Origin of the sequence: Qipengyuania sp., assembly GCF_043423005.1 — a bacterium.
In the GTDB taxonomy this organism is placed as follows: domain Bacteria; phylum Pseudomonadota; class Alphaproteobacteria; order Sphingomonadales; family Sphingomonadaceae; genus Qipengyuania.
Genome location: NZ_JBHWMI010000066.1, coordinates 29,854 through 54,744, shown reverse-complemented (window position 1 = coordinate 54,744; position 24,891 = coordinate 29,854). Strand labels below are relative to the sequence as shown.

At 67.2% G+C, this 24,891-nt stretch carries 22 protein-coding genes and 1 tRNA gene; 8 read left to right on the top strand and 15 right to left on the bottom strand.

Features of this window, described 5'->3' with window-relative positions:
* Together ACHFFA_RS10325 and ACHFFA_RS10320 are read left to right on the top strand one after the other, a co-directional pair.
* Nucleotides 1-385, top strand: a 385-nt coding sequence (locus tag ACHFFA_RS10325; protein ID WP_394270761.1) for a hypothetical protein, incomplete at its 5' end; no start/stop codon positions are given.
* A gap of 404 nt (nucleotides 386-789) precedes the next feature.
* The gene (locus tag ACHFFA_RS10320) at nucleotides 790-1,869 is read left to right on the top strand and encodes a branched-chain amino acid aminotransferase (RefSeq protein ID WP_394270760.1); all 1,080 of its coding nucleotides are present in this window, start codon (nucleotides 790-792) and stop codon (nucleotides 1,867-1,869) included.
* Nucleotides 1,870-1,875: 6 nt separating this feature from the next.
* Here ACHFFA_RS10320 and ACHFFA_RS10315 read toward each other — a convergent pair whose 3' ends face one another.
* The 4 genes from ACHFFA_RS10315 to ACHFFA_RS10300 all read right to left on the bottom strand — a co-directional run bounded on the left by ACHFFA_RS10315 (nucleotide 1,876) and on the right by ACHFFA_RS10300 (nucleotide 5,533).
* A complete protein-coding gene (locus ACHFFA_RS10315) occupies nucleotides 1,876-3,963 on the bottom strand; it encodes an NAD(+) synthase (protein WP_394270759.1) in 2,088 nt (695 codons plus the stop codon).
* Nucleotides 3,964-4,035: 72 nt separating this feature from the next.
* Complete coding sequence (locus tag ACHFFA_RS10310; RefSeq protein ID WP_394270758.1) at nucleotides 4,036-5,043, bottom strand: DNA topoisomerase IB; 1,008 nt, start codon at nucleotides 5,041-5,043, stop codon at nucleotides 4,036-4,038.
* Between the two features lie 84 nt (nucleotides 5,044-5,127).
* Nucleotides 5,128-5,202 (bottom strand) — tRNA-Gln (locus ACHFFA_RS10305).
* A gap of 13 nt (nucleotides 5,203-5,215) precedes the next feature.
* On the bottom strand, nucleotides 5,216-5,533 hold the full coding sequence (locus ACHFFA_RS10300; protein WP_394270757.1) for a hypothetical protein: 318 nt from the start codon (nucleotides 5,531-5,533) through the stop codon (nucleotides 5,216-5,218).
* A gap of 328 nt (nucleotides 5,534-5,861) precedes the next feature.
* Here ACHFFA_RS10300 and ACHFFA_RS10295 point away from each other — a divergent pair, with 328 nt between their 5' ends.
* The gene (locus tag ACHFFA_RS10295; RefSeq protein ID WP_394270756.1) at nucleotides 5,862-6,773 is read left to right on the top strand and encodes a hypothetical protein; all 912 of its coding nucleotides are present in this window, start codon (nucleotides 5,862-5,864) and stop codon (nucleotides 6,771-6,773) included.
* Entirely contained in the window at nucleotides 6,766-7,611 is an 846-nt protein-coding gene (locus tag ACHFFA_RS10290) for a WecB/TagA/CpsF family glycosyltransferase (protein ID WP_394270755.1), read from the top strand. The genes ACHFFA_RS10295 and ACHFFA_RS10290 overlap by 8 nt, the downstream gene beginning before the upstream one ends.
* Before the next feature lie 33 nt (nucleotides 7,612-7,644).
* On the opposite strand, the gene ACHFFA_RS10285 is transcribed toward ACHFFA_RS10290, so the two are convergent.
* The 7 genes from ACHFFA_RS10285 to ACHFFA_RS10255 form a co-directional block, all read right to left on the bottom strand.
* Entirely contained in the window at nucleotides 7,645-9,663 is a 2,019-nt protein-coding gene (locus tag ACHFFA_RS10285) for a TonB-dependent receptor plug domain-containing protein (protein WP_394270754.1), read from the bottom strand.
* A 90-nt stretch (nucleotides 9,664-9,753) separates the two neighbouring features.
* Complete coding sequence (locus tag ACHFFA_RS10280; protein WP_394270753.1) at nucleotides 9,754-10,158, bottom strand: hypothetical protein; 405 nt, start codon at nucleotides 10,156-10,158, stop codon at nucleotides 9,754-9,756.
* Between the two features lie 17 nt (nucleotides 10,159-10,175).
* On the bottom strand, nucleotides 10,176-12,506 hold the full coding sequence (locus ACHFFA_RS10275; RefSeq protein ID WP_394270752.1) for a M10 family metallopeptidase C-terminal domain-containing protein: 2,331 nt from the start codon (nucleotides 12,504-12,506) through the stop codon (nucleotides 10,176-10,178).
* A gap of 171 nt (nucleotides 12,507-12,677) precedes the next feature.
* Nucleotides 12,678-14,030 carry an HlyD family type I secretion periplasmic adaptor subunit gene (locus ACHFFA_RS10270; RefSeq protein ID WP_394270751.1) on the bottom strand — a complete coding sequence of 451 codons (1,353 nt, stop codon included), beginning with the start codon at nucleotides 14,028-14,030 and terminating at the stop codon, nucleotides 12,678-12,680.
* Nucleotides 14,027-15,769 (bottom strand): type I secretion system permease/ATPase, encoded by a 1,743-nt coding sequence (locus tag ACHFFA_RS10265; RefSeq protein ID WP_394270750.1) that lies wholly within the window; start codon nucleotides 15,767-15,769, stop codon nucleotides 14,027-14,029. The genes ACHFFA_RS10270 and ACHFFA_RS10265 overlap by 4 nt, the downstream gene beginning before the upstream one ends.
* Nucleotides 15,766-17,169 (bottom strand): TolC family protein, encoded by a 1,404-nt coding sequence (locus ACHFFA_RS10260; protein ID WP_394270749.1) that lies wholly within the window; start codon nucleotides 17,167-17,169, stop codon nucleotides 15,766-15,768. Before ACHFFA_RS10260 ends, ACHFFA_RS10265 begins: the two co-directional genes overlap by 4 nt.
* A 119-nt stretch (nucleotides 17,170-17,288) precedes the next feature.
* Nucleotides 17,289-17,744, bottom strand: a complete 456-nt coding sequence (locus tag ACHFFA_RS10255) for a molybdenum cofactor guanylyltransferase (protein WP_394270748.1) — start codon at nucleotides 17,742-17,744, stop codon at nucleotides 17,289-17,291.
* A gap of 94 nt (nucleotides 17,745-17,838) precedes the next feature.
* Here ACHFFA_RS10255 and ACHFFA_RS10250 point away from each other — a divergent pair, with 94 nt between their 5' ends.
* From ACHFFA_RS10250 to ACHFFA_RS10235, 4 genes are all read left to right on the top strand, one after another.
* A complete protein-coding gene (locus ACHFFA_RS10250) occupies nucleotides 17,839-19,020 on the top strand; it encodes a molybdopterin molybdotransferase MoeA (protein ID WP_394270747.1) in 1,182 nt (393 codons plus the stop codon).
* Nucleotides 19,021-19,060: 40 nt separating this feature from the next.
* The gene (moaA, locus tag ACHFFA_RS10245) at nucleotides 19,061-20,065 is read left to right on the top strand and encodes a GTP 3',8-cyclase MoaA (protein WP_394270746.1); all 1,005 of its coding nucleotides are present in this window, start codon (nucleotides 19,061-19,063) and stop codon (nucleotides 20,063-20,065) included.
* A gap of 79 nt (nucleotides 20,066-20,144) precedes the next feature.
* Entirely contained in the window at nucleotides 20,145-20,858 is a 714-nt protein-coding gene (locus ACHFFA_RS10240; protein ID WP_394270745.1) for a hypothetical protein, read from the top strand.
* Nucleotides 20,855-21,478 (top strand): trimeric intracellular cation channel family protein, encoded by a 624-nt coding sequence (locus tag ACHFFA_RS10235; RefSeq protein ID WP_394270744.1) that lies wholly within the window; start codon nucleotides 20,855-20,857, stop codon nucleotides 21,476-21,478. The genes ACHFFA_RS10240 and ACHFFA_RS10235 overlap by 4 nt, the downstream gene beginning before the upstream one ends.
* A 9-nt stretch (nucleotides 21,479-21,487) precedes the next feature.
* Here ACHFFA_RS10235 and ACHFFA_RS10230 read toward each other — a convergent pair whose 3' ends face one another.
* From ACHFFA_RS10230 to ACHFFA_RS10215, 4 genes are all read right to left on the bottom strand, one after another.
* The gene (locus ACHFFA_RS10230) at nucleotides 21,488-22,318 is read right to left on the bottom strand and encodes a hypothetical protein (RefSeq protein WP_394270743.1); all 831 of its coding nucleotides are present in this window, start codon (nucleotides 22,316-22,318) and stop codon (nucleotides 21,488-21,490) included.
* Between the two features lie 90 nt (nucleotides 22,319-22,408).
* Nucleotides 22,409-22,981, bottom strand: a complete 573-nt coding sequence (locus ACHFFA_RS10225; RefSeq protein ID WP_394270742.1) for a hypothetical protein — start codon at nucleotides 22,979-22,981, stop codon at nucleotides 22,409-22,411.
* Nucleotides 22,982-23,175: 194 nt separating this feature from the next.
* A complete protein-coding gene (gene rplQ / locus ACHFFA_RS10220) occupies nucleotides 23,176-23,601 on the bottom strand; it encodes a 50S ribosomal protein L17 (protein ID WP_394270741.1) in 426 nt (141 codons plus the stop codon).
* Between the two features lie 143 nt (nucleotides 23,602-23,744).
* Nucleotides 23,745-24,800: a DNA-directed RNA polymerase subunit alpha gene (locus ACHFFA_RS10215; RefSeq protein ID WP_394270740.1), complete on the bottom strand. Its 1,056-nt coding sequence runs from the start codon at nucleotides 24,798-24,800 to the stop codon at nucleotides 23,745-23,747.
* Nucleotides 24,801-24,891 lie beyond the last annotated feature (91 nt).

The window sequence follows — 24,891 nt, the reverse complement described above, 5'->3', positions numbered from 1 at the left end:
CACTATCGACAATCCGCGCACCCCGGGCGACTGGAGCTACGCGCAGGTCGCCGGCGGGACCATCGCTCGCTATTCCGCCGGCGGCGCTCCGCTGTTCGCGATCGGCTGCGATACCGCGTCCCGCCGCGTCATGCTGACGCGTGAAGGCGTAACCACAGGCCCAGGCGGCGGTATGACGATCCGCACCGAGACAGCCGATCGGACCCTGCCCGCCACCCGCAATGCCGCCGGCACCGCGGCGAGCGCACAGGTCGCCGCCCGCGAGCCGCTGCTCGATGCGATCGCCCTGACGCGCGGCCGGTTCGCGGTGGAACTGGCCGGGACGCCGAACCTCTATCTTCCGAACTGGGCCGAGGTTTCCCGGGTGATCGAGGATTGCCGCTGAGCCTGCTGCGGTGCCGCTGAACAGGCACCGGCAAGGCGGGAAAGTCTGACGTGGGAAAACTTTTTTACAAGGCTTGTTTTCGCGCGCGCGGCGACTCAAATATGTCCCCGGGATCGGCGGCGCACGCAGGTCTTGAACCCCGGTGAAACGCGGGTTCTCAGCTCACTAGCTTGAAAGGAGGTGATCCGATGTCTCATGGTTCAGTAGCGAGGTCGGTGAAGATCCGCGCGGAGCATATTCGGTAAACCTCATTGCCGAGTAAGGCGACGTGAGCGGCACTTCCGGCCGCTGACCATGCGAAGGGCGGTTCCTCTCTGACGAGGGGGCCGCCCTTCTCATATGCGGGGCGCAGGTTCCCCGGCGCTCGCCTTGCGAAATCGCCGGAGTCCGACTACCCGCGCGGAATGATTTTCGAGCAGCGTCTGCACCCCGCCCCCGTCCCCTCGGCCATTCGCGACGAGGCGCTGGCGGATCCTGGCTTCGGCAAGCTTTTCACCGATCACATGATTGTGATCGACTACGACGCCGATCAGGGCGGCTGGCACAGCGCAAGCATCGGCCCGCGGGAACCCATCGCGCTCGACCCGGCCGCCGCCGTGCTGCATTACGCGCAGGAAATCTTCGAAGGAATGAAGGTCTACAAGCAGGCGGACGGCAGCCTTGCCCTGTTCAGACCCGAACGCAACGCCGCACGCCTCAATGCCAGCGCCCGGCGGATGGCCATGCCCGACCTGCCCGAAGAACTGTTTCTGGAAGCGGTCCGCAAGCTCGTCGACATCGACCGCGACTGGGTACCGACGATAGAGGGAAGCTCGCTATACCTGCGGCCCTTCATGTTCGCATCCGAAGCGTTCCTCGGTGTGCGCCCTGCCCGGCAGTACAAGTTCGTCGTCATCGCCAGCCCCGCGGGGGCCTATTTCAAGGGCGGTGCCAAGCCGGTGCGGCTGTGGGTCAGCCGCGATTACGTCCGCGCCGCGCCGGGCGGGACCGGGGCGGCCAAGACCGGCGGGAATTACGCCGCCAGCCTGGTGCCGCAGGCCGAAGGCATCGCCCGGGGCTGCGACCAGGTGGTGTTCCTCGACGCGGTCGAGCGCCGCTACGTCGAGGAACTCGGCGGCATGAACCTGTTCTTCGTCTTTGCCGACGGACGGGTGGTGACCCCGCCGCTTTCAGGCACGATCCTGCCCGGCGTCACCCGCGACAGCCTGATTACCCTCCTGCGCGAGGAAGGGTACAGCGTCAGCGAAGAACCCTACGGCATCGATGACTGGCGCGCCGATGCCACCAGCGGCGCGCTCAGCGAAACCTTTGCCTGCGGTACTGCCGCCGTGGTCACGCCGGTGGGCACGGTGATGGGCCCCGCGGGCGAATTCACCATCGGAGGGGGCGAGACCGGCTCGGTGACGGCACGGATGCGTGAACTGCTGCTCGGCATCCAGCTCGGCACGGTCGCCGACCGGCACGGCTGGATCACCCGCCTCTGACGATCGTCAGTCCGGCAGCGTTCCGGGCGGCAGCGCACGGCGCAGATCGTCGAGCCACACCGTCGCCACCGCATCGCTCGGCGCGCGCCAGTCGCCCCGTGGCGAGAGCGACCCGCCCGCGCTGACCTTCGGCCCGTTGGGAAGCGCGCTGCGCTTGAACTGGCTGATGGCGAAGAACCGCACGCAGAACGTCTCGAGCCATTTGGCGATCGTCGGCAGATCGTAGGCGTTCTTCGCGGTGTCCGGAAAATCGATCGGCCACATGCCCTGGGCGGCATCCTTCCACGCATGCCACGCAAGGTACGCGACATGCGATGGGCTCTGCCCGAAGCGCAGGATGTGGTGGAGGAAGAAGTCGTGCAGCTCGTAGGGCCCGATGATCGACTGGGTCGACTGCACCGCGCCGTCCTCGCCCGCCGGGACGAGTTCGGGGCTGATCTCGGTGGCAAGGATGTCGGTCAGCACGGCGTCGGTTTCGGCATCGAACTGGCCCGAGCGCACGCTCCACGCGATGAGGTATTGCATCAGCGTCTTGGGCACGCCGGCGTTGACGCCGTAATGGCTCATCTGGTCGCCGACGCCATAGGTGCACCAGCCAAGCGCGAGTTCGGACAGGTCGCCCGTCCCCAGCACGAAGCCCTTGTGCTGCCCGGCAAGGCGGAAGAGGTAGTCGGTCCTGAGGCCCGCCTGCACGTTCTCGAAGGTGAGGTCGTAGACCGGTTCGCCCTTGGCAAAGGGGTGGCCGAGATCCTCCAGCATCAGCCGCGCGGCGCGGGTTATGTCGATCTCCTGTGCAGTGATGCCGACCGCCTTCATCAGCCGCCAGGCGTTCGACTTCGTCCCTTCGGACGTGCCGAAACCGGGCATCGTGTAGCCGCGGATGTCCGTGCGCGGGCGACCCAGCCGGTCCATCGCCTTCGCCGCGACGATCAGTGCGTGGGTGCTGTCGAGCCCGCCTGACACCCCCAGCACCAGGCATTTGGAACCCGTCGCCTCCAGCCGCCGCTCCAGCGCATCGACCTGGATGTTGAACGCCTCGTAACAATCGGCATCGAGATGCTCGCGCCGGTTGGGGACGAAGGGGAACCGGCGGATCGGGCGCTTGAGCGCGCGGTCCGCGCCCGGCGGATCGAGCCGGAACGGCACCCGGCGATAGCTGTCTTCGGGACGCCCCGCCGCCTCCGCCGCATCGCCCCAGGTCTGCATCCGCAGCCGATCATTGACGATGCGCCGGGTGTCGATGTCGCAGATGCACAGCTCGGGCTCGCGGTCGAAGCGCACGCTTTCGGCCATCAGGTCGCCGAGTTCGTAGATCATGCCCTGCCCGTCCCAGCTGAGGTCGGTGGTGCTTTCGCCATGACCCGAGGCCGAATAGGCATAGGCGCACACGCCCCGGCTGGAACTGGCCTTGCACAGCATGTGCCGTTCGTCCGACTTGCCGATGGTGATGTTTGAGGCCGAAAGGTTGAGCACGATCGTCGCCCCCGCCAGCGCGGCCTTGACGCCGGGGGGTTCGGGCGCCCAGAAATCCTCGCAGATCTCGAGCCCGACGACGCAGCCGGGGATCGCTTCGTCCGCAAACAAGAGGTCGATGCCGAACGGCACGGTCCGCCCGGCCGCCTCGATCGTCAGACCGACGCAGCCCCGCCCGTGCGAGAAGTAGCGCTTCTCGTAGAACTCCCGGTAGTTGGGAAGAAAGCTCTTGGGCACCACGCCGAGGATCTCACCCTTCGCAACCACGACCGCGCAGTTGTAAATCCTGGCATTGCGGCGCAGCGGTGCGCCGATGACCAGCACGGGCCGCAGGTCGGCCGATGCATCGACGATCTCGCCCAGGTGCCGCTCGACTGCATCGAGCAGCGCCTGCTGCAGATGCAGATCGTCGAGCGCGTAGGACGACAGCGACAATTCGGGATAGAGCAACAGATCGACATCGTGTTCGCCCGCCAGCCGGGCCTGTTCGATGATCCCTTCCGCATTGAAGGCTACGTCGGCGGTGCGCACCTTGGGCGTACTTGTCGCGACGCGCACGAAACCATGGCGGTGGCGATCGAAGAAGGGGTGATCCTGGCTGTCGTTCATAAGGTCTGGCATTCCTTCACTGGGCAAGGTCGCTCCACCTTGGCGGGCACCCGGCGCGGCGGCAAGCGCAGCTGGTGGCAAGGGTCAGGCGATCTGCAACAGGTCGCGCGATCCCGGGCAGCCTTGCAGCAACTCGATCACCGCCCGTTCCTCACGCGTGTGCCAGCGGGTCGGGCGCGGCAGCTTGAGCTGGTCGCGCCAGCCTTCCTGCTCTTCGATCAGGGCGAGCACCGCGGGATGGATATAGCTTTTGCGCGTCACCGCCGGCGTATTGCCGAGGTGCGCCGCAACCGATTCGAGCAGCGCCTTCATCGGCACATTCTCCTGCGCCTGCCGCAGGTAATCGAAGCCCAGCACGGTTGCATGCCAGGTGCGGAAGTTCTTGGCGGTGAAGCGTTCGCCCATCGCCGCTTCGAGATATTCGTTGACGTCGCTCGACCCCACTGCGCGGACTTCGCCGCCATCGTCGACGTACTGGAACACCCGCTGGCCGGGCAGGTCCTGCATCTTGCGCACCGCCCGGGCAAGGCTGGCATCGGTAAGCCGCACGTCCTGCATCTTACCGGCCTTGCCCTTGTACCTCAGCCGCAGCTTGCGCCCGGTAACCTCGGCGTGCCGCTGGCGCAGCGTCGTCGCGCCGAAGCTGTTGTTGCGTTCGGCATAGCCTTCATTGCCGACCCGGATCGCCCCCAGATCGAGCAGGCGGACAACGCTGGCAACAGCCTGATCGCGCGAGATTTCGCGGCCCCCGGACAGATCCTCTTCCACCCGCTTGCGGACCAGTGGCAGAAGGTTACCGAACGCCAGGCAACGGTCGAACTTCTCGCTTTCCCGGGCGGCGCGGAACTCGGGGTGATAGCGGTATTGCTTGCGGCCCTTGGCATCGAGCCCGGTTGCCAGGATATGGCCGTTGGGCGCGGGGCAATACCAGCTGTCGGTGTAGGCGGGCGGCAAGGCGATCGCGTTGAGGCGGCGCTTTTCCGCACGATCCTTGATGAGCTTGCCCTCGGGATCGTAATAGGCCCACCCCTTACCCACCCGTTTGCGGGTGATACCGGGAAATTCGTCGTCGACGTAGATAAGCCCGTTCATGCCCCACAGATACCGCCATGCAGTCCTGCGGTTCCCCCGGCCGGGCCGGCGAGGTCTGATGGCTGACTGTAACGGGGAAGAGATTGGCTGGGGTGGCAGGATTCGAACCTGCGCATGGCGGTACCAAAAACCGCTGCCTTACCGCTTGGCTACACCCCAAGGCTCGCGGTCCCTATAGCGGGGCGAGAAGCAAAGGAAAGAGGGTGATATGCAAGAGCGCGCTGCGGCCGAGCGGGTGCCGGTCATCGTCGGGGTCGGACAGGTCAACGACCGGCCGGCCGAACCGGCTCGCGGGCTCGATCCGGTTGCCCTGATGGCCGAGGCGCTGCGCCGGGCGGACACCGATGCGGGCGGCGGCGTGCTGGCCGATTGCGATATACTGGCGGTGGTCAGGCAGATCGCGTTTCCGAAGCTCGCGGATGTTCCGGGCAACATCGCCCGCACGCTCGGCATCGCGCCGCGCAAAATGGGCGAGACCGACAAGCCCCATGGCGACAGCCCGGTCCGCCTGCTCAACGAGGCGGCGAACCTGATCGGTGCCGGTGAGGCCGTAATCTGCGCGGTGGTGGGCGGGGAAGCCTTGCGCACTGCTGCGGCACTGGCTCTTGCCGCGAGCGCGGATGGCGACACGCGCTCATCTGCAGCCGCGCTGCGCAATGCGCCTCACCGGGTCCGCGAAGGCTATGCACAAAGCCATGGTCTCGTCCTCCCGGCCGATATCTATCCCCTGTATGAAAATGCCTTGCGAGCGCGGTACGGCCAGACGCTGGCCGAAGGGCAGGCCGAAAGCGGCGCGCTGTGGGCCGGGATGAGCGCGGTTGCCTCCCGCAACGAGGCCGCATGGCTGCGGCAGGAGAAGCGCCGAAGACATCGTTTCCCCCGGCCCGGGCAATCGCCCGCTCGCCTTTCCCTACACCAAGCTGCAGGTCGCCAATGCGGCGGTCAACCAGGGGGCCGGGTTCCTTGTCACCAGCCTTGCCGAAGCCCGGCGGCGCGGCATCCCCGACGGTCGCATGGTGCACATCGGCTATGGCGCGGCGGCACAAGAGCCGGACGATATCCTCGCCCGGGCGTCCTACGATCGTTCGGCCAGCCTCGAGGTCGTGCTGGAACAGACGCTGTCGCTCAACCGGATCTCCCCCCGGGATTTGGCGTGGGTTGAGCTGTATTCCTGCTTTCCCTGCATACCCAAGCTGGCGCGGCGGGTGCTGGACTGGCCGCTCGACCGGCCGATCACCGTGCATGGCGGCCTGACTTTCGGGGGCGGGCCGATCGGCAATTACATGAGCCATGCGATCGCCGCTATGACGAACCGGCTACGCGGCACGAACGCCGCCGGGCTGTTGTTCGGCAATGGCGGCTATGCGACGACCAATCATGCGATCGTCTTGTCAGGCACGCCGACCGGGGCGGTCTTCCCGCAGGATTTCGACATGCAGCACCGGGCCGATGCCCGGCGGGGCGCGGTTCCGGCGATAGACCCGGCGTATGCAGGACCGGCGCGGATCGAGACCTACACCGCCTTTCCCGACGAAAGCGGCGACTATTCGCACGGCGTCGTGGTCGCCCTCACCCCGCAAGGCAAGCGCACGCTCGCACACAGCGACACTTCCGCAACGCGCCGGATCATCGCGCGTGCGCGACAAAAAGGGGGCGGCATTAACGATACGGGATTGATTAGCCGCGACAGGGCAGGCATTGCCGTCTGGAACCCGGCACCTGATGCTTGATCCCCTGTTCCCGATTGCCCGAAGCAGACAAAGCTTCACGAAGGCCGAACCCTGGACACCGATCCGTCACGTGCGGGTGGGTGATCAATGGGTGGCGCTTGCCAGCCGCGCGGACTTCGTCGCCGCCGCGCACGAGGATGCGGACTACGCGGAAAATTACGGCCGGGTGCGCACCCGGCTCGTGTTCGATGCCAACGGACAGGGCATTGCCCTGGCCAAGACCGACCCGGCCTTCCGCGACGCGTTCGGCCATGCCAACATCGTCCATGCCGACGGCCAGTTCATCGTCGCCGTCTCGCGCCGCTATTGCGAGGAGCCGATCCCCGAGCGCGCCCCGACGACCGACATGATCCACGATTTCGCCGCGGCTTGCGAGAAAAGCGGGCGCAGCTTCTACCTTCTCGGCGCGCGCGAACATACCAATGCGGGTTGCGCCGCAAGGCTGAAGGAGTTGTATCCGCGCCTGCGGATCGTCGGCCGCCACCACGGGTTCTTCAAGGGCCGTGAGGATGCGATCCTCGAGGACATCCACCGCTGCGCCCCGGACTTCCTGTGGGTGGGCCTGGGCAAGCCGCTGGAACAGGAGTTCTGTGCGCAATACCGCGAAGATCTGAATGCGGTGTGGACCATCACCTGCGGCGGATGCTTCAACTTCGTCACCGGCGAATACAAGCGCGCGCCGCTGTGGATGCAGGATGCCGGCGTCGAATGGGTGCACCGGATGATGACCCAGCCTCGTCATCTCGCGATGCGCTATGTCCGCACCAATCCGCGGGCACTGATGCTGGCCCTGACCCGGTCGGACCGGCAGACGCGGGTCATGGCCTACGAAGGATAATCCGCGGCCGACGGGGTATCCGGGGGCGAGCCTTCACAAGTCGAAGTCGAACCCGGCCCACAGCGTACGGGGCACCCCCAGATCGATCGATCCCCCGCTGTTGCGCGTGACGATCGTCTCGTCGGTCAGGTTCTCTGCGCGCAGCACCAGCGCAAGCCCGCGCCGCACCGGCACCTTCGCATAGGCGCCGAGCGTGGTGTAGGCCGGCAGGCGATCGGTTTCGAGATCGTCTTCGAACTGGCTGCCCACGTGCAAAATGCTGAGCGAAAGCACGCTATCCTCCGCCGGCGCCCAGGACAGCCGCCCGCTTGCCACGATCCGCGGGGTCTGTGCCGGGCGCTTGCCGTCGAGCGGATCGCCTACGCCGCCGTTTCGCATCTCGGCATCGGTCAGCGAAAGCGAGGCGTCGAGCGAGAGGTTGCCGCGCCGCCAGCCGCCACCTGCTTCCAGTCCGCGCGCCACGATCGCGTCGATATTGCGCCGCTGCCGCAGGTTTTCCCCGATGGTGACATTGGCGATCGCATCGTCGAGCCGGTTGGCGAAGGCGGTGGCGAACAGGCGCAGCGTCCCGCGCTCGTAATCGACACCAAGCTCCGCCCCACGCAGGGTTTCGTTGCGCAAATCGGCATTGGCCCGGGTCTCGACCGGAAAGACCACGAAGGGCCGGTACAACTCGTTCAAGGTCGGCAACCGCAGCCCGGTGTAGGCCGCGGCGCGCACGGCGATTGCGTCACCGAGGCGAACCAGCGCCCCGCCGCGGAACGAGGCGCGCCACCCGCTCCGCCCGGGAAAGGCGGTGTCCTGAATGATCGTGCCATCCGGCGCTTGCGCTCGAAAGAAGCCGTCGGCGATCCGGTAATGATCTGCGCGCGCGCCAGCGGTCAGCGTCACCGGGCCTAGCGTCGCATCATGCTCGGCAAACAGGCCGAGATCGGTGTTGACCCCGCCCGCCCGCCGCCGTTCGGTCACTGCGCCCGTTAAAGCACTGAGCGCGACCTCGTAGAGTTCGCCATCCGCCTGGCGATAATCTGCGCCCACTCGCAGGGTGTGCCCGCGGCCCAGAGGCGGGCGCAGTTCGATCTTGCCGCCGATGCCGGTGGACGGGGTTGCCCGCTGGTCCAGAACCGGGACGAAGCGGGTGGAACTGTTGACGATATTGCCGAAATCGCGCTCCTGCACATAGCCCAGCAGGTCGAACTGCCACCGCCCCCGCCCGACCAGCCGCACGGATGCATCCTGCGCCTCGGACCGGCTGGTCGCGCCGGCGAAACGCAGCTCGCGCGTATCGCGATAAAGCAGCGCCCGCGTCTGAAGCTCGATATCGGAGGTGATCGGGACCGCACTGCGCAGGCCCACGGTCCAGTCCTCGAAGGAGGCGCGCACGCTGGCGGCCACGCGTTGATCGGCCGGCGTGGTGTGGAACCCCGGCCCGCGGTTCCAGCGCGCGAAGCCGGCAACAAATCCCCGGCCGAGCGATCCGGACAAGCCCACTCCCGCCTCGGTATCGCCGCGCTGGTTGACAAGCGCTCTGAGGGCGAAAGGCGGGGTGTCCTCCGGTCCGGCGCTGGCCAGTTCGATCGTCCCTGTAAGGGCGCCGGCGCCGAAGGGTCCGGAACCGCCGCCCCGGGCGACCCGGATTTCGCCAAGCTGTTCGGGGGCGAAGGCGTTGAACGGCACGTAGCCGAAGAACGGATCGCTCATCGGAACGCCGTCGAAAAGGACGAGCGCGCGGCTGGTGGCGTTTCCGCCTAGTGCGCGCAGGGTGGCGCCCTGGGCGGAAGGGTTCGCCGAACGGCTGTCGGACCGGCGGAACTGCTGGAACCCGGCGACCAGCGCCAGGGCATTCTCCACCCGGCCCGATGGCTCGCTGACGATCTGTTCGCGCGTGATGACCTGGGTATCGTAGGCCGGCGCGGAAGGGGTGTCTTCGAGCCCTTGCCCGGTGACGACGATCACCGGGCCCGGCTGGTCCACCGCCGGATCGACCGGTTGTGCCGCGGCGATGACGGGAACGAAAGCGGCGGGAACGACAAGAAGGGTGCGGACGGTCATTGCTTGCACCGCCCCTAGCAAGATCGGGCGCAGTGGACAGCCCGTTGTCTCCCGGCGCAAACGCCCGGCGATCAGCGCAAACGCCGGCGATCAGCGAAAACGGTTGTCGAGATAGGCCGAGGTGTCCTGCGCGAAGCGTTGCCATGCCGCCCGGTCCATCTCGCGGTCCATGCTGTCGAACTGGATCTGCAACGGGTCATCGCCAGCCGAAAGGGTAACTATCGCCTCAGCCGCATCCGGGGTCGGCGCAGCGAGCGTAATTGCCGCAATCCGCGCTGCATGAGCGCCCGCGCCCAGTGCCGCGACGAATTCCTCGCACGCCCCGTTCGCCCGGGCCGCAGAGGCGGCCTTGCCGGTCACCGTGCAATCGATCATCGCCCCATCGCCCGTCTTGCCTGCATCTTCTTGCCCTGTCCCTGCCGCCCCGTTCACCCCGCTGGCACAGGCACCCAGCGCCAGGACAGCCGCAAGGGCAGCGGCGAGAACTTCGGGCACCGCCGGCAGCCTTGCGCTTAACCGATGGCCAGCGGGGCGATGGCGAGATCCTCGGCAGCCGACTGGTTTGCCGGAGCATTGCCGATCGCGAGAAAATCGCTCGCGGAAAGCGCCGTGCCTGCCGCGACGCTGGCAAACAGCACCGCAGCCCCCTGCCCCGAACCGTCGGCGTCGTAGAACAGGCTGCCGGTGGTCTGATCGTAGACGATCCGGTCATCCGCATCGAGCGCGGCCGTGCCGATCACGAAGGCCCCCTGCGCCAGCGTGCCTTCGTTCGGCAGGGCGGCGAATCCGGCCCGCCGGTCGAGGAGGATGCGGTCCACCCCGCTGGCAAAGTCCGTCATGATGTCGGCATTGGCGATGCCGGTATGCTCGAACACGAACTGGTCCGCGCCATTGCCGCCGGTGAGCGTGTCTGCCCCGAGCCCGCCCAGCAGCCGGTCGTTGCCGACCCCGCCGTCCAGCGTATCGGCCCCGATGTCGCCCACCAGCCGGTCCCACCCCGCACCGCCGAGGAGGACGTCGTTGCCGCCCTGCCCGTACAGCACGTCGTTGCCGTTCTGCCCGTCGATCATGTCCTGCCCGTTGCTGCCGTAAGCGACGTCGTTGCCCTGCCCGCCGAACACGCGGTCGTTGCCCTCGCCGCCGAGCAGCTGGTCGTCGCCATCGTCGCCGCGCAGGGTGTCCGCCCCGTCACCGCCGCGAAGGATGTCGTTGCCCGCGCCGCCCCACAGGACATCGTCGCCAAGGTTGCCGTCGAGCACGTCGTTATCCGCCCCGCCATCGAGCTGGTCGTTCCCATTGCCGCCCGCCAGGCGATCCGCGCCCGTGCCGCCGAACAGGCTGTCGTAGCCGTTCGATCCGCTCAGGTTGTCGGTCCCTTCGTCGCCATAGAGGATATCGTTGTTGAGCCCGCCGCGCAGGGTGTCCGCCCCGCTCCCGCCGCGCAGCACGTCTTCGCCGAGGTTGCCGTCGATCTGGTCGTCGCCGTTGCGGCCCTGGATCGTGTTGGCTGCGGCATTGCCGATGATTACGTCGGCACCCGAACCGCCGATCGCATTCTCGATAACGGTGCCGACCGCGATCGAGACGTTGCCGACCTCGCCCAAAACCGAGGAGAAGGTTTCGGAGTTCAAGTTGATCCGCTGCGTCCCCGTGTACTGGCTGTAGTCTAGCGTATCGAGGCCGCCGTTGTCGATGATCGTATAGGCGATGTCGCGGTATTGCGCGGCATCGTAGACCGCACGGCCCGCATTGGAATTGAACCCGTAGGTCGTGTCACCCAGGCGGGTCGTGGTCGACAGGCCGTAGAGCCGCGACATGGCGATGATGTCCGCCGTCATCGGGGTGACCACCCCGGCAAAGGTGAACCCTTCACCGGCGAAATAGCTGTTTTCGGTCTGGTCGAAATACGACATCACCGAAACCGCCCAGGAATCGTTGAGATAGGTCGCATCGGAGGCGTAGCTCGCCTCGCCGTTGTAGTCGCCCGCATGACCGAGGCCGAGGGCGTGGCCGATCTCGTGGATATAGGTCTGGAAGGCATAGCCATCAAGCGAGGTGCCGTAATCGGCCACCCAGTCGGACGAGACGTTGACGACCGAGGACAGGATCGTGGTCCCGGCGCGAGACGAGGTCGCATACGCGCCTTCATCGGTATTCTGGAAGGTAATCTGCCCGCCCGAGTTTATCTCGATGAAGCGCACCCCGATGACGTCGGTCCACAGGTCGAGCGCGGCGCGGGCGAGGTTTTGCTGGCTTATCGGCAGAGCGGTGAGGTTGACGGTGATCCCGCCGCCGGCAATCGTGAAGGCCCGCGATTGGCCGCCCCAATAGCCCGTCATCAGCTGGTCGGCGATTTCCTCGTTGCTGAGCAACGCCAGCGGCGCCGCCTCGGCCACGGTGATAGTGTAGTTGCCGATCTCCTGCCCGTCATAGCAATCGGCTTCGATATAGTAGGTGCCGCTGGTCGTGGCGGTGAAGCGAAGCAGCGAATTGTAGCTGTCGCCCCCATCGTCGTTCTGCACCAGCAGGGTGCCGTCGTCATCGTAGAGCCGGAGATAGGGATCGAATACGGGAGAGGGGCCCGACCCGTCGAGCGCGATGGTGACGGTCTGCCCGGCGACCAGCTGGACCCTGATCCAGTCACGATCGCCAAAGGAATCGAGCTGGCCTTCGTATTGCCCGCCGACCGTGACGGTGGCGGTGGTGCTGACGTTGCCGGGAACGTCCGGCCCGGCGGCGAAGACAGCGTCACCCTTGTCGCCGCTGGCACCGGTGGCGGCGGAGAACCGGTCGGCATCGGTCGGCACGAAAACCGCGCCCCCGCCCGGCCTGCGAAATGCCATGCTCAAGCCGTCATCCGCAGCAAGGCCGCCCCGTAGATTTCCAAGTGCCATTCGATGCTACCCCGTGATCGGCGACGTGCCGAAGATGTTGCACAGACTATCGCGGCCGAGCTTTAAGAAAGCCATGTGCCGCAGCCTTAAGAAGCGGTGAAGTGCCGACCCCGAGGTCTTTTACTCGCGAAATGCGGTTTCACTCAACCGTGTTATCGGCGTCAGCAGATATTGCAGCACCGTGCGCTTGTCGCCCAGCAGGCTGACGTCGGCCACCATCCCTGGGCCGATCACCAGTTCCTGCCCCGCCGGCCCCTGCAATGCATTGGCGGCGGTCGCCACGCGGACGACGTAGTAGATCTCGCCGGTATTGGGATCGACGATGGAATCGGGCGAGATCGTGCGCACCCTGCCTTCGAGCGAACCGTATACCGACTGGTCGTAGGCGGTGATGCCGACCTTGGCTTCCTGCCCGATCCGTACCGAGCCGATGTCCTGCGGGCGGATGCGCACCTCGACCAGCAGTGTATCTTCGTCCGAGACCAGTTCGACCAGCGGGGCGCCGGGCGAAACCGCGCTCCCTTTCGTGGTCACGAGTACGCGGCTGACTTCGCCGGCGGTGGGGGCGCGCAGCGTGGTTCGTGCCAGCCGCTCCTGCAGTGCCGGCAGACTGCTTGCCCGCGCTTCGTAATCGGCCTGCGCCAACGCCAGCTCGCCCGCCGCCTGTTCGCGCCAGTCCTGGCGGATGCGGGCGAGATTGGCATTGGCCTCAGCCACCTGGGCGCCGGCCTGCGACAGGGCGGCCTGGGCTGCGGCAAGGTCGCTTTGCGCGGTCGCCTGCTGCGAAACCGCGCGGGTCAGCGTCATGCGGGGCTCGATCCCGTTGTCGACCAGCGGGCGTACCGCGGTCACCTCGCTCTGCGCCTGCGTCAGGGCAGAACGGCGGGCCTGCACCGCCGCCTGCGCCTGGGCCACGCCCTGCCGCGCGTTCTGGACCTGCGCCTGCCCTGCGGCGAGCGCTGCGGAAAGCGCCGCCTGGCGCGAGGCATAGAGCGATTGCTCGACCTGCAACTGACGGGCGGCCTCGGCATCGGCGGGCGCGGGATAGGCTGGCGCCTGTCCGGCGACCTCGGCCCTCAGCCGGGCGATCTTCATGTCGAGGGCGATTGCGGTGGCCGAGGTGCTGCCCAGTTCCGCCCCGCTCTGCGTCGGATCGAGCCGCACGAGCTCGGCCCCCGCTGCGACCCGCTGGCCCGGCTGAACGAGGATATCCTCCAGAACCCCGCCCTCGAGGCTGGTGATGACCTGCAATTGCGAACTGGAGATGACCCGCCCCTGGCCGCGCACCGTGCGATCGATCTCGGCCAGTGCCGCCCAGGCGAACAGCACGACGAAAAAGATGGTGATGCCCCAGAACAGCAGGCGCGAGGCCTTGCCGGGTTCAATATCGTCGACCACATCCTCGATATGGCGCCGCCGTGAGGGGGCTTCGTGGACTTCGCCGTCAAGCGTGAATTCGTTGGGCGCGTTCATGCCTGCCGCCTTATCGGTTGAGTGCCACCATTGAGCTTCGCAAGCACCTCGTCGCGCGGACCGTCGGCAACGATCTTGCCCCGGTCGAGGATGACGATGCGGTCGACCAGTCGCAGCAACGGCTGGCGGTGGGTGACGACCACCAGCGTACGGCTGCGCAATTCGCCTTCGAGGCGGGTGATGAGGTCGGCTTCGGATTGCGCATCCATCGCGCTGGAGGGTTCGTCCATCACCATGATCGGCGGCTGCCCGGCAAGCGCGCGTGCGATCGCGACCGACTGCCGCTGCCCCCCTGACAACCCCTCGCCCCGATCGACCAGCCGCAGATCGTACCCGTTGGCGATGTTGGAGACGAACAGGTCGGTGCCGGAAACCCGCGCCGCGCGCAGCATCTCCTCGTCATCGACGAATTCGCGTTCGAGCTTGATGTTCTCGCGGATCGAACCGGAGAACAGCGCGGGTTCCTGCAAGACCGAACCGATCCGCGACCGCAGCGAGACGGGATCGAACTGTGCGAGGTCGACGCCGTCGATCAGGACCATGCCCTCCTGCGGCGGGTACAGCCCCAGGATCATCCGCGCGATCGTCGACTTGCCCGAGCCTACCCGGCCGAGCAGCGCGACATGCTCGCCCCGGGGGATCCGCAGGCTGACATTGTCGAGCGCCGGTGCGCTGGCTCCCGGATAGGTGAAGGTCACCCCGCGCAGCTCGACCGCACCGACCGTGGGGCCGAGCTGCAAGGGCTCGCTCGCCGGGCCTTCGCGCGGCTGATCCATAAGCTGGCGCACCTGGCGATAGGCCGTGCGTGTGGCGGTGATCCGTCCGACCAGCTGCGAGATCTGCGCCAGCGGGGCGATCGCGCGGCTGGCCAGCATCGAGCAGGCGATGAGGCCGCCAAGGGTCAGGCGGTTGTCGGCCACCAGGAACACCCCGACGATCACCACCCCGGCATAGCTGAGGGTGCCCGCGGTGGTCGCGAACGTGGTTCCGATGGACGAGATCAGCCGCTGGCGCATATTGCTGCGCGCGTGTTCGCGCACCGCGCCGGCCCAGCGACGCTTGAGCATGGTGTCCGCGCCGGAAACCTTGACGTGCTCGATATTGCCCACGGCCTCGACCAGCACCGATTGCTTGAGCAGCCCCTGCCCCAGCGTGGTCGCCGCGATCCGCTGCAAGGCGGGCTGCGCGGCGAGGCCGACGAGGATGACCAATGGCACCAGCAGGGCCGGCACCATCACCACCCATCCCCCGATCATCGCGACGACGATCAGCGTGATGATGATGAACGGAACGTCGACCACCGCCACCAGCGTTGCCGAGGCGAAGAAATCGCGGATGGTCTCCAGTTCGCGCATCATGCCGGTAAGCGCGCCGGTCGATCCCTTGCGCAGTTCCAGCCGCATCCCCAGCAGGCGCGAAAAGACGTCCTCGCCGATGTCCTGATCGATGCGGGCGCCGGCATGATCGACGAAATAGGCGCGCAGCAGCTTGAGGATGAAATCGAAGATCAGGATCACGCCCAGCCCGATCGACAGGGCGAGCAGCGAACCGAACGCGGCGTTCGGCACCACGCGATCATAGACGGTCATGGTGAACAGCGCGCTGACCAGACCGAACAGGTTGATCAGCACCGCGGCGACCGCGACCTTGCTGTAGGTGCGCCAGTTGCGGCGGATCGGCTCCATCAGCCATTCGCCGATGCGTCTTTGCGGAACGGCAACGAGGGTCTGGTCGCTCACAGCGGAATCTCCGTATCCTCGATGGCAAGCAGCTGCGTCATCCGACCGGTGCGCAGCAGCAGAACATAGCGCGCCGCATCGAGTTCGGCGAGCGAGCGAATGTAGGAACTGGCGGCATTGAGATAGACGCTCTGCGCGTCGGCCACATCGAACAGCGAACCGCGCAGGGCGCCGAACCGCGCCACCACGATGTCGCGCGACTGGCGGGCCGCGCGATACGCCTGATCGAGCGCGGCGACCTCGTCCTCCAGCGCCTGCACGTCGGACCACGCGATGGCGGCATCGCGCGCCGCTTCCTCGCGCACCCGGTCGGCCACTGCAGAGGCGGCGTCGGCCTCGGCCCCCGCCGCCCGCGCGCGGGCCCAGACACCGCCGCCGAACAACCGCCAGCCGATGTTGAGAGTGCCGCGCAGATCGTAATCGATCTTGTCTTCCAGAATGCCATAGCGGCCATAGTCGACCCGGCCCGAAATCGTCGGCAGCTTGCGCGCATTGGCGGCGCGCGCCTCCTGCCGCCGGGCCTCGGCCAGCGCGGCATAGCTCTTGACCTCGGGCGTGTTCTGGGAAGCCAGCTCGGCAAAATCCTGCGAGACGCGCGCCGAATCGAGCAGCGGCGGCCGCATGAGGCGCTCGGGTGCGGCAAAACCGCTCAGCTGCTTGAAGCGGGCCTCGGCGCCGCGCAATTCGCGGCGCGCCTGGGCCAGCTGCACTGCGCCCTGCGCCCTCAGCGAGGCGACCCGCGCCCGGTCGCCCTCGGCGGACACGCCCTGAAGGATGCGGCGTTCGATCGCCTCGTCAAGCCCGTCCTGCGCGGCAAGAAAGCCTTCGAACAGGCGCTCGAGCCCCTGATAGCCGAACACCCGGGTCCAGGCGATTACCATGTCGCCCGCGACTTCGCCCGCCTTGGCCTCGCGCTGGAATCCGGCCGCACGAAGGCGCGCCGCCGCTGCCCGTGTGGTGGCCGCGGCGCTGCCGAAGTCGAAGATCGGCTGGACGAAATTGAGATTGAAGTCGGTTCGCGCGCGGGGACGCGACCGTTCGATCAGGTTCTGCGGATCGTTCGTGAACTGGCGGTCGAACGTGCGAAAGCTGGCGAGGTTGACGTCGATGACGGGCAGGCGGGCGCTGCGGGCCTCGGTGACGCGGGCGGCGGCGGCATTCTCCAGGGCGATCGCCTCACGCGTCGCGGGGCTGTCCTGCAAGGCGGCGACCACGATGGCGCGGAAGGTTTCGGGATCGGCGGTGGTCTGTGCCAGCGACAGCACCGGATCGTCGGCGAAATCGATCTTCAGCGGGGCGGTTACCGGTTCGGGCAGATCAGTTGCATCCTGCGCACCGATCGCCTCGACCGGCAGGCGGTTGGCGACGATATCCTGCGCGTGAACGGGCGTCGCCAGCACGAGCGCACCCGCGCCTCCCGCCAGAATTGCCGTTCCCCGCCACGATCGCATTCGTCTCACCCGTCCCGCACGGCATTCCCGTTAGCAGCCAATCATCGCTCGGTAACCTTAAATTCGGCTTAAGACTGACCGCGGACGGCGACGCCACGCGCCCCCGACAGTGCGGCGAACATGCCGACGTCATGACTCCTGCCGCTGGCGAGCAGGAGATCGAGGTGCACGAGGTCGGCCACCTGCCACAGGCCGATCATCGGGTTGCCAATCGAATGCGCCGGCGAGGGCGCCAGTTGGCGCACCAGCCCGGCAGGCGGCGGGGCGAGGTCCGCCGGCCAGGACAGGACATGCCGCAGCCCCCGTTCGCGCGCGTGGCGGAGCGCCGCCGCCAGCAGGCCGAGCGGTCCGGCATTATCGCGCGGCCATGGGGCAAGCATGGCATCGCCGGCATTTGAACCGCCGACCGTGCAGACTTCGGCGCATTGCTCTTTCAATGCGCGCAGCGCCCGGGCAGCGGCCGCCCCCTCGTCATTCGCAGCCGGGCCTTCGCCAAGCATCAGCACCGCACCCAGCACGCGCATCAAAAACGTCTCCTGTGGACAGGGGGGCGGGTGAGCGACCTCATACGACCCCAACGCACGGGGAGCGATTTGGCCGCCTGAACATTCCCACGCCATGCAGTCCTTCGATGATGTGAGCACGATCCTGCGCGCGGCCGCGCAACCGCTCGGCGCGGTGACCGTGCCCGTGGCCGCGGCTGCGGGCCATGTGCTGGCGGGCGATGTCACGGCCCGGCTCGACGCGCCCCGCACCGCGGTTTCGGTGATGGACGGGTATGCAGTGCGCGCGGTCGACCTGCCCGGACCGTTCCGGCTTGTGGGAACTGCCCCGGCGGGCACGGCGGAGGCCCTGTCGCTTTCCCCCGGCGAAGCGGTGCGGATATTTACCGGGGCGCCGCTTCCGGCGGGAGCGGACCGGGTGCTGGTGCAGGAGATCGTTTCGGCCGAAGATGGGCAGGCCCGCCTCGTCGGCCAGTTAGGCGACGATCCCTTCATTCGCGCGCAAGGGTCGGATTTCGCCGCGGGTGCGGTGCTGCTCCACGCAGGCGAGGCCATCGATCACCGCAACATCGTCCTTCTGGCAGCGTCGGACCGGGCCGCGGTGCGGGTCTGGCGCCGCCCGCGGGTAGCGATCATCGCGACCGGCGACGAACTTGCCGAACCGGGCACCGCGCTCGAGACGCCGGGGGCGCTGCCGGAAAGCGTCACCCTGGGGGTGGCCGCCCTCGCATCCTCGTGGGGTGCAGCGGTGATCGAGCGCCGCATCCTGCGCGACGATCCGGCCCTCATCGCCGCCACCGGAGCCGAGCTTGCCGCGCTGTGCGATGTACTGGTCATCATCGGCGGAGCCTCGGTCGGGGACCGCGACTTTGCCCGCCATGTCGTGCCGCAAGGTGGCTATTCCCCCCTGTTCGAGAAAGCGGCGATCCGCCCCGGGCGGCCGATCTGGGCAGCGAAGGGCGGACCGGGCCAGTACGTCCTCGGGCTGCCGGGCAATCCCACATCGGCGCTGGTGACCGCGCGGCTGTTCCTCGCCCCCCTGCTCCATGCGCTGGGTGGCGGCGACTATGCAGCGGCGCTCGACTGGGTGGAAGCGCCGCTTGCACGACCGCTCCCCCCGGCGGGCGGGCGCGAGCATTTTGCCCGCGGGATCATCGAAGGCGGGCGCGCCATCCCGTTCGACGATCAGCGCTCGAGCGCGCAGGCGACGCTGGCCCGGGCGAGCGTTCTCATCCGTCAGGCGGCGGGCAGCGCGGCGCAGCCGGCAGGCTCCAGCCTGCCGTGCCTGCGGCTGTGACGCGGTTGTGCATCGGGCCGCGAGCCCCTAGGTCTTGACCATGCCCCCCCTGCAAAGTCCGACGGCTCTGGTCGACGGCTTCGGCCGCACCATCGATTACGTGCGCCTGTCGGTCACGGACCGGTGCAATCTGCGCTGCACCTATTGCATGGCCGAAACGATGACCTTCCTCCCCCGGCATGATCTGCTGACATTGGAGGAGCTGGCCCTGCTGGCCGAACATCTGGTGGGCCGCGGGGTCAGGCGGGTGCGGATCACCGGCGGCGAACCGCTGGTGCGGCGCGGCATCGAGACCCTGTTCGACCGGATCGGCGCGCTGATCGGGGCCGGGCTCGACGAACTGACGCTGACCACCAACGGCACGCGCCTCGCCGGAATGGCGGAGGCGTTGCAGCGGGCCGGGGTACGGCGGGTGAATGTCAGCCTCGATACGCTGGACCCGCACCGGTTCGCCGAGGTGACGCGGGGCGGCGATCTGGCGCAGGTTCTGGCCGGGATCGAGGCGGCGGGCGCCGCGGGATTGGGGGTCAAGATCAACGCCGTCGCCATGAAGGGGGTGAACGAGGATGAATTCGGCCGCCTCGCCCGGTGGTGCGCGCGCGACGGGCACGACCTTGCGATCATCGAGACGATGCCGCTGGGCGAGACGGGAAGCAACCGCAAGGACAGCTACCTGCCCGTCAGCGTCGCACAGGATGCGATCGCCGGCCATTTCGACCTTGCGCCCTCGCGCTATCGCACCGGTGGGCCGGCACGCTATTTCGAACTTGGCGACAGCGGCGCACGGGTGGGTTTCATCTCGCCCCTGAGCAACAATTTCTGTGCCACCTGCAATCGCATCCGCATCGCCGCGACGGGCACCGTCTACGGCTGTCTCGGCCATGATCAGAAGGTCGAACTGCGCGACATCATTCGCAGCGGCGGCGCGCCTGCCCTCGATGCGGCGCTCGACCGGCTGCTGTCAGGCAAGCCCGAGCGCCACGGCTTCGACCTCTCCCGCCCCGCCCCCGCGGTGGCCCGGCACATGAGCGTTACCGGCGGCTGACCCCGTCCGCCGCCCGCCGCCCGCACTTGTCTTCGCGGGTTGTTCGCGCCAAGGCCAAGGCGGACCGGAGGAGATCGACATGACCCGTCAGGGGGCGATGCGGCAGTTCGCGCGCTGGCACATCAGGCTGGGCTGGCTCGTCGCCGTGCCGCTGCTGCTGTGGACAGCCAGCGGCCTGGTGATGGTGGCGCGGCCGATCGAGGAAGTGCGCGGCGATCACCTGCGCCTGCCCGTGGCAGAACGGCCCCTGCCCCAAGACACCCGCATAGCGATCTCGTTACCGGCGGAAGGCACGCGCCCCGTGCGTTCCGTCATCACCCGGGTCGAGGGCGGCGAGACGATCACCCGCATCGCCTATATGGATGGCACCAGTGAACGCTTCCGCGCCGATGGCAGTGCCATGGGCCCCCTGTCCGAGATCGAGGCGCGGATGATCGTCGCCCGCGGCATCCGCGGCGGAGATCAGGTGACGGAGGCGACACGGTTCGAGGCACAGGATGTCCCGCTCGATTACCGCCGCCCGGAAGCGGTCTGGCAGATCGTGCTGGACGATGGCACCCATGTCTATGTCGGCGTCGATACCGGCGAGATCGAGGCGGTTCGCACGCGCTGGTGGCGAGTGTTCGACGTGATGTGGGGGCTGCATATCATGGACCTTCAGACCCGCGAGGATACGCATCACCCCGTCCTTGTCGCCTCCGCCGCGCTGGCGCTGGCGGGAACGGTACTGGGCACCGCGCTGCTGTTCCGCCGCCGGCGCCGCACCCCGCGCCCGGACGCCTTGGGGACATGAACGAGGAAGTCCTCACCCCTGTCCTCGACTGGCTCGACCTGGCGGGCGTGGCCATCTTCGCGCTCACCGGGGCGCTGGTCGCGGCCAAGGAGCGGCAGACGCTGGTCACGCTCTGCTTCTTCGCGCTCGTCACCGGGGTCGGCGGGGGCACGGTGCGCGATCTGCTGATCGGCGCGCCGGTATTCTGGATCGTCGACCCGTGGGTGGCGGCAGTCTGCCTGTTCATCGCGTTGTTCGCATGGGTCACGCCCACAAGGTGGTGGGAGGGGCGGATCCTGTCTTTGGCGGATGGCCTGGGGCTTGCCGCCTATTCGGTGCTCGGCACGGCAAAGGCGCTCGAATACGGGGTACCGCCCGTGCCGGCCTTCACGATGGGGGTGGTGACAGGATGCGTGGGCGGGATCGTTCGCGATATCCTGGCGCAGCGGCCGTCGATCCTGATGCGACCGGAGCTTTACGTGACCGCGGCGGCGCTTTCGGCCAGCCTGACGGTGCTGGGCGATCTGGCCGGGATCATGCGCTGGTGGGTCTGGATCGCGGCAACCACGGCGGGGTTTTCCCTGCGGTTGCTGGCGATCCACTGGAACCTGGCCCTCCCCGCCTATCGCGAGCGCCGCTGACTCCGGACGTCAGATGTAGTCGTCGTCATCGTCCGGCGAGCCCTCGTCCTCGCCGGGCAGCGGGCCGCCAGGATACGCAGGCTGTGCAGTGTCATCCACCACGGGCGGGCGCCCCGCCTGCCGGTCGAGCCGCTCGCGCTCTTCGGCATAACGCCGGGCATCCCACTGCCGATCGTCGCGGTCATCATCGTCATCGCCAGCGCGATCATCGTCATCGTAGCGATCATCCGAGTAGCGATCGTCATCATAGCGATCGTCATCATAGCGATCATCGTCATCGCCTCGATCGTAGCGGTCATCACGCGGTGGACGAACGTCGCCGCCCCGGTAGTCGATTCCGCCGATCATGCCGTCGTTGCCGATCGTGCAGGTGAACGCCCCGCCGCCCTCGGTGGTGCCGCTGACGATCCACCCCGACGCCCGTCGATCGACCTGCTCGACATCCTCGCCACGCCGTTCACGCTCGACCTCGGCAACACACATATCCGCAGCCCTGGCCAAGCCGTCGCTGGCCCGGTAGTCGCCGCGCCAAGTGCCGCGGTCAGATGGATAGGGGTCGCGTGGCAACCGCTCGCGGCGGTCGTCGTCGCGGCTCGCCGCACCGGCGATGGCCGCTATGGCGCCGATCACCAGCACGCCTGCGACCACCTCTCCGGCATCGATGCCGCCGCGATCGCGCCGGTGATGCCAGTGGCGGTGATTGTAGACCGTGCCTGGGTCGGCGCTCCAGGCGGGCGAAGCGACGCGGTAAGGCGCCGGTGCGGCGGCGGCCGGCGGCACCGTCAGGGGCAGCAGCGCCGCCATGACTGGAAGGGCGAACACATGTTTCCCGATCGGCATGGAGCACTCCGCTTTGCTTGATTTGCGAAAAAAATAGGCGGCTCAGACTGTCGCCAATCTGAACCGCCTTACAGCTTCATCTGCGGTGGCTTAGCGCAGACCGCGGATACCGCCGAAGTTCACGTCGCGGACACGGCCACGCTCGACCAGGCAGGTGAAAGTGCCGTTGTCGGTGCCGCGATAACCGCGACGATCATAGCGGTCATACCGTCCGTAGCCGCGCGTATCGTCGACCGCGACGCGGCCCTTGACCTGCCAGCCATAGCGAGTGTCTCGCACATCCCGGATGTCGGTCACCTGGGCATAGCGAAAGCCATAGCGGGACAGTTCGCTGCGTGCGGCATTGACACACCGTTCTACCGCGCCCCGGGGGTTGCCCCGCTGGCGATAGGCGTTCCGGCGGTACTCATAGCCATCGTCGTAATAGCGTCCGTCGCGGTAATAGCGATCGCCACGATAATAATCGCGGTCGCGGCTGGCGGCGTTGGCGATTGCGGCGATCCCGCCGATGATGACCGCACCGGCGATCACGTCGCCTACCGAAATGCCGTCGTCGTCACGGTGACGCTGCGCCGCCGCCGGAGTAGCGCCGGCCAATGCGACTGCGCCGACCGTGGCTGCCGCGATCCCACCCTTCGCAAGCTTCCTGAAATCAAAAGTCATGAGGGCCTCCCTCGAAAGGAACCGGGGCGGGATTGCCTCGGCCTTGGGACGACTCATACGCATGACTTGCTATTGCGATGCTGAATCACTTGCTTAGCCTTCGTTCATTTTTGAGCGCCGCAAACTGAACGACGAAGCACAGAAAAAGGGCCGGAGGTTTCCCCCGGCCCCTAAAGATTGCCCCTTATTTGCGATCACGCGGCGGCGTCGTATTCCTCGTCGTCGCTCATCACCGGGCCGCTATCGAGGCCCTTGGCGTCGACATCGCGGTCGACCAGTTCGATGACGGCCATCTGCGCCGCATCGCTGCCGCGATAGCCCGCCTTGATGACGCGGGTGTAGCCACCGTCACGATCGCCGTACCGCTGGGCGATGACATCGAACAGCTTCTTGAGCTGGGCTTCATCGCCGAGGCGGCTCATCGCGAGGCGGCGATTGCTCAGCCCGCCACGCTTCGCCAGCGTGATCAGCTTTTCGACGTAGGGCCGCAATTCCTTCGCCTTGGCTGCGGTCGTGGTGATCTGCTCGTGCTTGATCAGCGCCGCTGCCATGTTGCGGAACAGGGCCTTGCGGTGGCCGGTCTTGCGCTGCAGCTTGCGGCCGGAAATCTTGTGGCGCATTTCTTGTACTCCGTTCGATAAGGGCCCGTACGAGGTAGCCCGAAGCCGGTGACCGTCGGGGCCGTCACCTTCGCCCGTTTACCCGTTTGCGGCCGATAACGCCGGCCTCGTACATGCAGGGCCGGCGCCGGATCGGCTGACAATCAGCCGAGCAGTTCCTGCTCGAGCTTCTTGGCCATTTCCTCGATGTTCTCGGGCGGCCAGCCCGGGATATCCATGCCGAGGCGCAGGCCCATGCTCGAAAGCACTTCCTTGATCTCGTTGAGCGACTTGCGGCCAAAATTCGGCGTCCGCAGCATCTCGGCCTCGGTCTTCTGGACCAGATCGCCGATGTAGATGATGTTGTCGTTCTTGAGGCAGTTGGCGCTGCGAACCGACAGTTCCAGCTCGTCGACCTTCTTGAGCAGGTAGCGGTTGAGCTGGTTCGTATCGCTTTCCTGCGATTCGACCGGCTGCCCGATCATCCCGCCGCTCGGCTGCGGCACGCCGTCCTCGAAGTGCACGAACAGCGAGAGTTGGTCCTGCAGGATGCGCGCGGCATAGGCCACGGCGTCCTCGGGGGTGACGGTGCCGTCGGTCTCGATGGTCAGCGAAAGCTTGTCGTAGTCGAGCTCCTGCCCGACGCGCGCATTTTCCACCTTGTAGCTGACCTGGCGCACCGGCGAATACAGGCTGTCGACCGGGATCAGCCCGATCGGCGCATCGACCGGACGGTTCATGACCGCGGGGCGATAGCCCTTCCCGATATCGGCAGTCAGCTCCATGTTGAGCGTCGCGCCCTCGTCGAGGTGGCAGATGACGAGGTCCTTGTTCATCACCTCGATATCGCCCGAAACGGCAATATCGCCGGCGGTGACGGCGCCCGGACCCGAGGCCGAGAGCTGGAGGCGCTTGGCACCCTCGCCTTCCATGCGCAGCGCGATCTGCTTCACGTTCAGCACGATATCGGTCACATCCTCGCGCACGCCGGCAAGCGAAGAGAATTCGTGGAGCACGTTCTCGATCTTGATCGCGGTGATCGCAGCGCCCTGAAGGGAGGAGAGAAGCACGCGGCGCAGCGCATTGCCGAGCGTCAGGCCAAAGCCCCGCTCGAGCGGCTCGGCAACGAACGTGGCCTTGCGCTTCTTGTCGCCACCTTCCTTGATGTCGAGAGTATTGGGTTTCTTGAGTTCCTGCCAGTTCTTGGTGTTGACGGACATGGATTTCCCCTGGGGCTAGGTACGGGCGGGACCGGGGCGGGTCGGCATTCGCGACCGGTCCGTGAAGGAACGGGGCTGCCGCCTGTGCGAC

Excerpts from the sequence above, each read along its gene's own strand:
- ACHFFA_RS10320 (WP_394270760.1), top strand. The coding sequence starts at position 790 with ATGATTTTCGAGCAGCGTCTGCACCCCGCCCCCGTCCCCTCGGCCATT.
- ACHFFA_RS10315 (WP_394270759.1), bottom strand. The coding sequence starts at position 3,963 with ATGCCAGACCTTATGAACGACAGCCAGGATCACCCCTTCTTCGATCGC.
- ACHFFA_RS10310 (WP_394270758.1), bottom strand. The coding sequence starts at position 5,043 with ATGAACGGGCTTATCTACGTCGACGACGAATTTCCCGGTATCACCCGC.
- ACHFFA_RS10300 (WP_394270757.1), bottom strand. The coding sequence starts at position 5,533 with ATGGGGCTTGTCGGTCTCGCCCATTTTGCGCGGCGCGATGCCGAGCGT.
- ACHFFA_RS10290 (WP_394270755.1), top strand. The coding sequence starts at position 6,766 with ATGCTTGATCCCCTGTTCCCGATTGCCCGAAGCAGACAAAGCTTCACG.
- ACHFFA_RS10285 (WP_394270754.1), bottom strand. The coding sequence starts at position 9,663 with ATGACCGTCCGCACCCTTCTTGTCGTTCCCGCCGCTTTCGTTCCCGTC.
- ACHFFA_RS10275 (WP_394270752.1), bottom strand. The coding sequence starts at position 12,506 with ATGGCATTTCGCAGGCCGGGCGGGGGCGCGGTTTTCGTGCCGACCGAT.
- ACHFFA_RS10270 (WP_394270751.1), bottom strand. The coding sequence starts at position 14,030 with ATGAACGCGCCCAACGAATTCACGCTTGACGGCGAAGTCCACGAAGCC.
- ACHFFA_RS10255 (WP_394270748.1), bottom strand. The coding sequence starts at position 17,744 with ATGCGCGTGCTGGGTGCGGTGCTGATGCTTGGCGAAGGCCCGGCTGCG.
- ACHFFA_RS10250 (WP_394270747.1), top strand. The coding sequence starts at position 17,839 with ATGCAGTCCTTCGATGATGTGAGCACGATCCTGCGCGCGGCCGCGCAA.
- moaA (WP_394270746.1), top strand. The coding sequence starts at position 19,061 with ATGCCCCCCCTGCAAAGTCCGACGGCTCTGGTCGACGGCTTCGGCCGC.
- ACHFFA_RS10240 (WP_394270745.1), top strand. The coding sequence starts at position 20,145 with ATGACCCGTCAGGGGGCGATGCGGCAGTTCGCGCGCTGGCACATCAGG.
- ACHFFA_RS10235 (WP_394270744.1), top strand. The coding sequence starts at position 20,855 with ATGAACGAGGAAGTCCTCACCCCTGTCCTCGACTGGCTCGACCTGGCG.
- ACHFFA_RS10230 (WP_394270743.1), bottom strand. The coding sequence starts at position 22,318 with ATGCCGATCGGGAAACATGTGTTCGCCCTTCCAGTCATGGCGGCGCTG.
- ACHFFA_RS10225 (WP_394270742.1), bottom strand. The coding sequence starts at position 22,981 with ATGACTTTTGATTTCAGGAAGCTTGCGAAGGGTGGGATCGCGGCAGCC.
- rplQ (WP_394270741.1), bottom strand. The coding sequence starts at position 23,601 with ATGCGCCACAAGATTTCCGGCCGCAAGCTGCAGCGCAAGACCGGCCAC.
- ACHFFA_RS10215 (WP_394270740.1), bottom strand. The coding sequence starts at position 24,800 with ATGTCCGTCAACACCAAGAACTGGCAGGAACTCAAGAAACCCAATACT.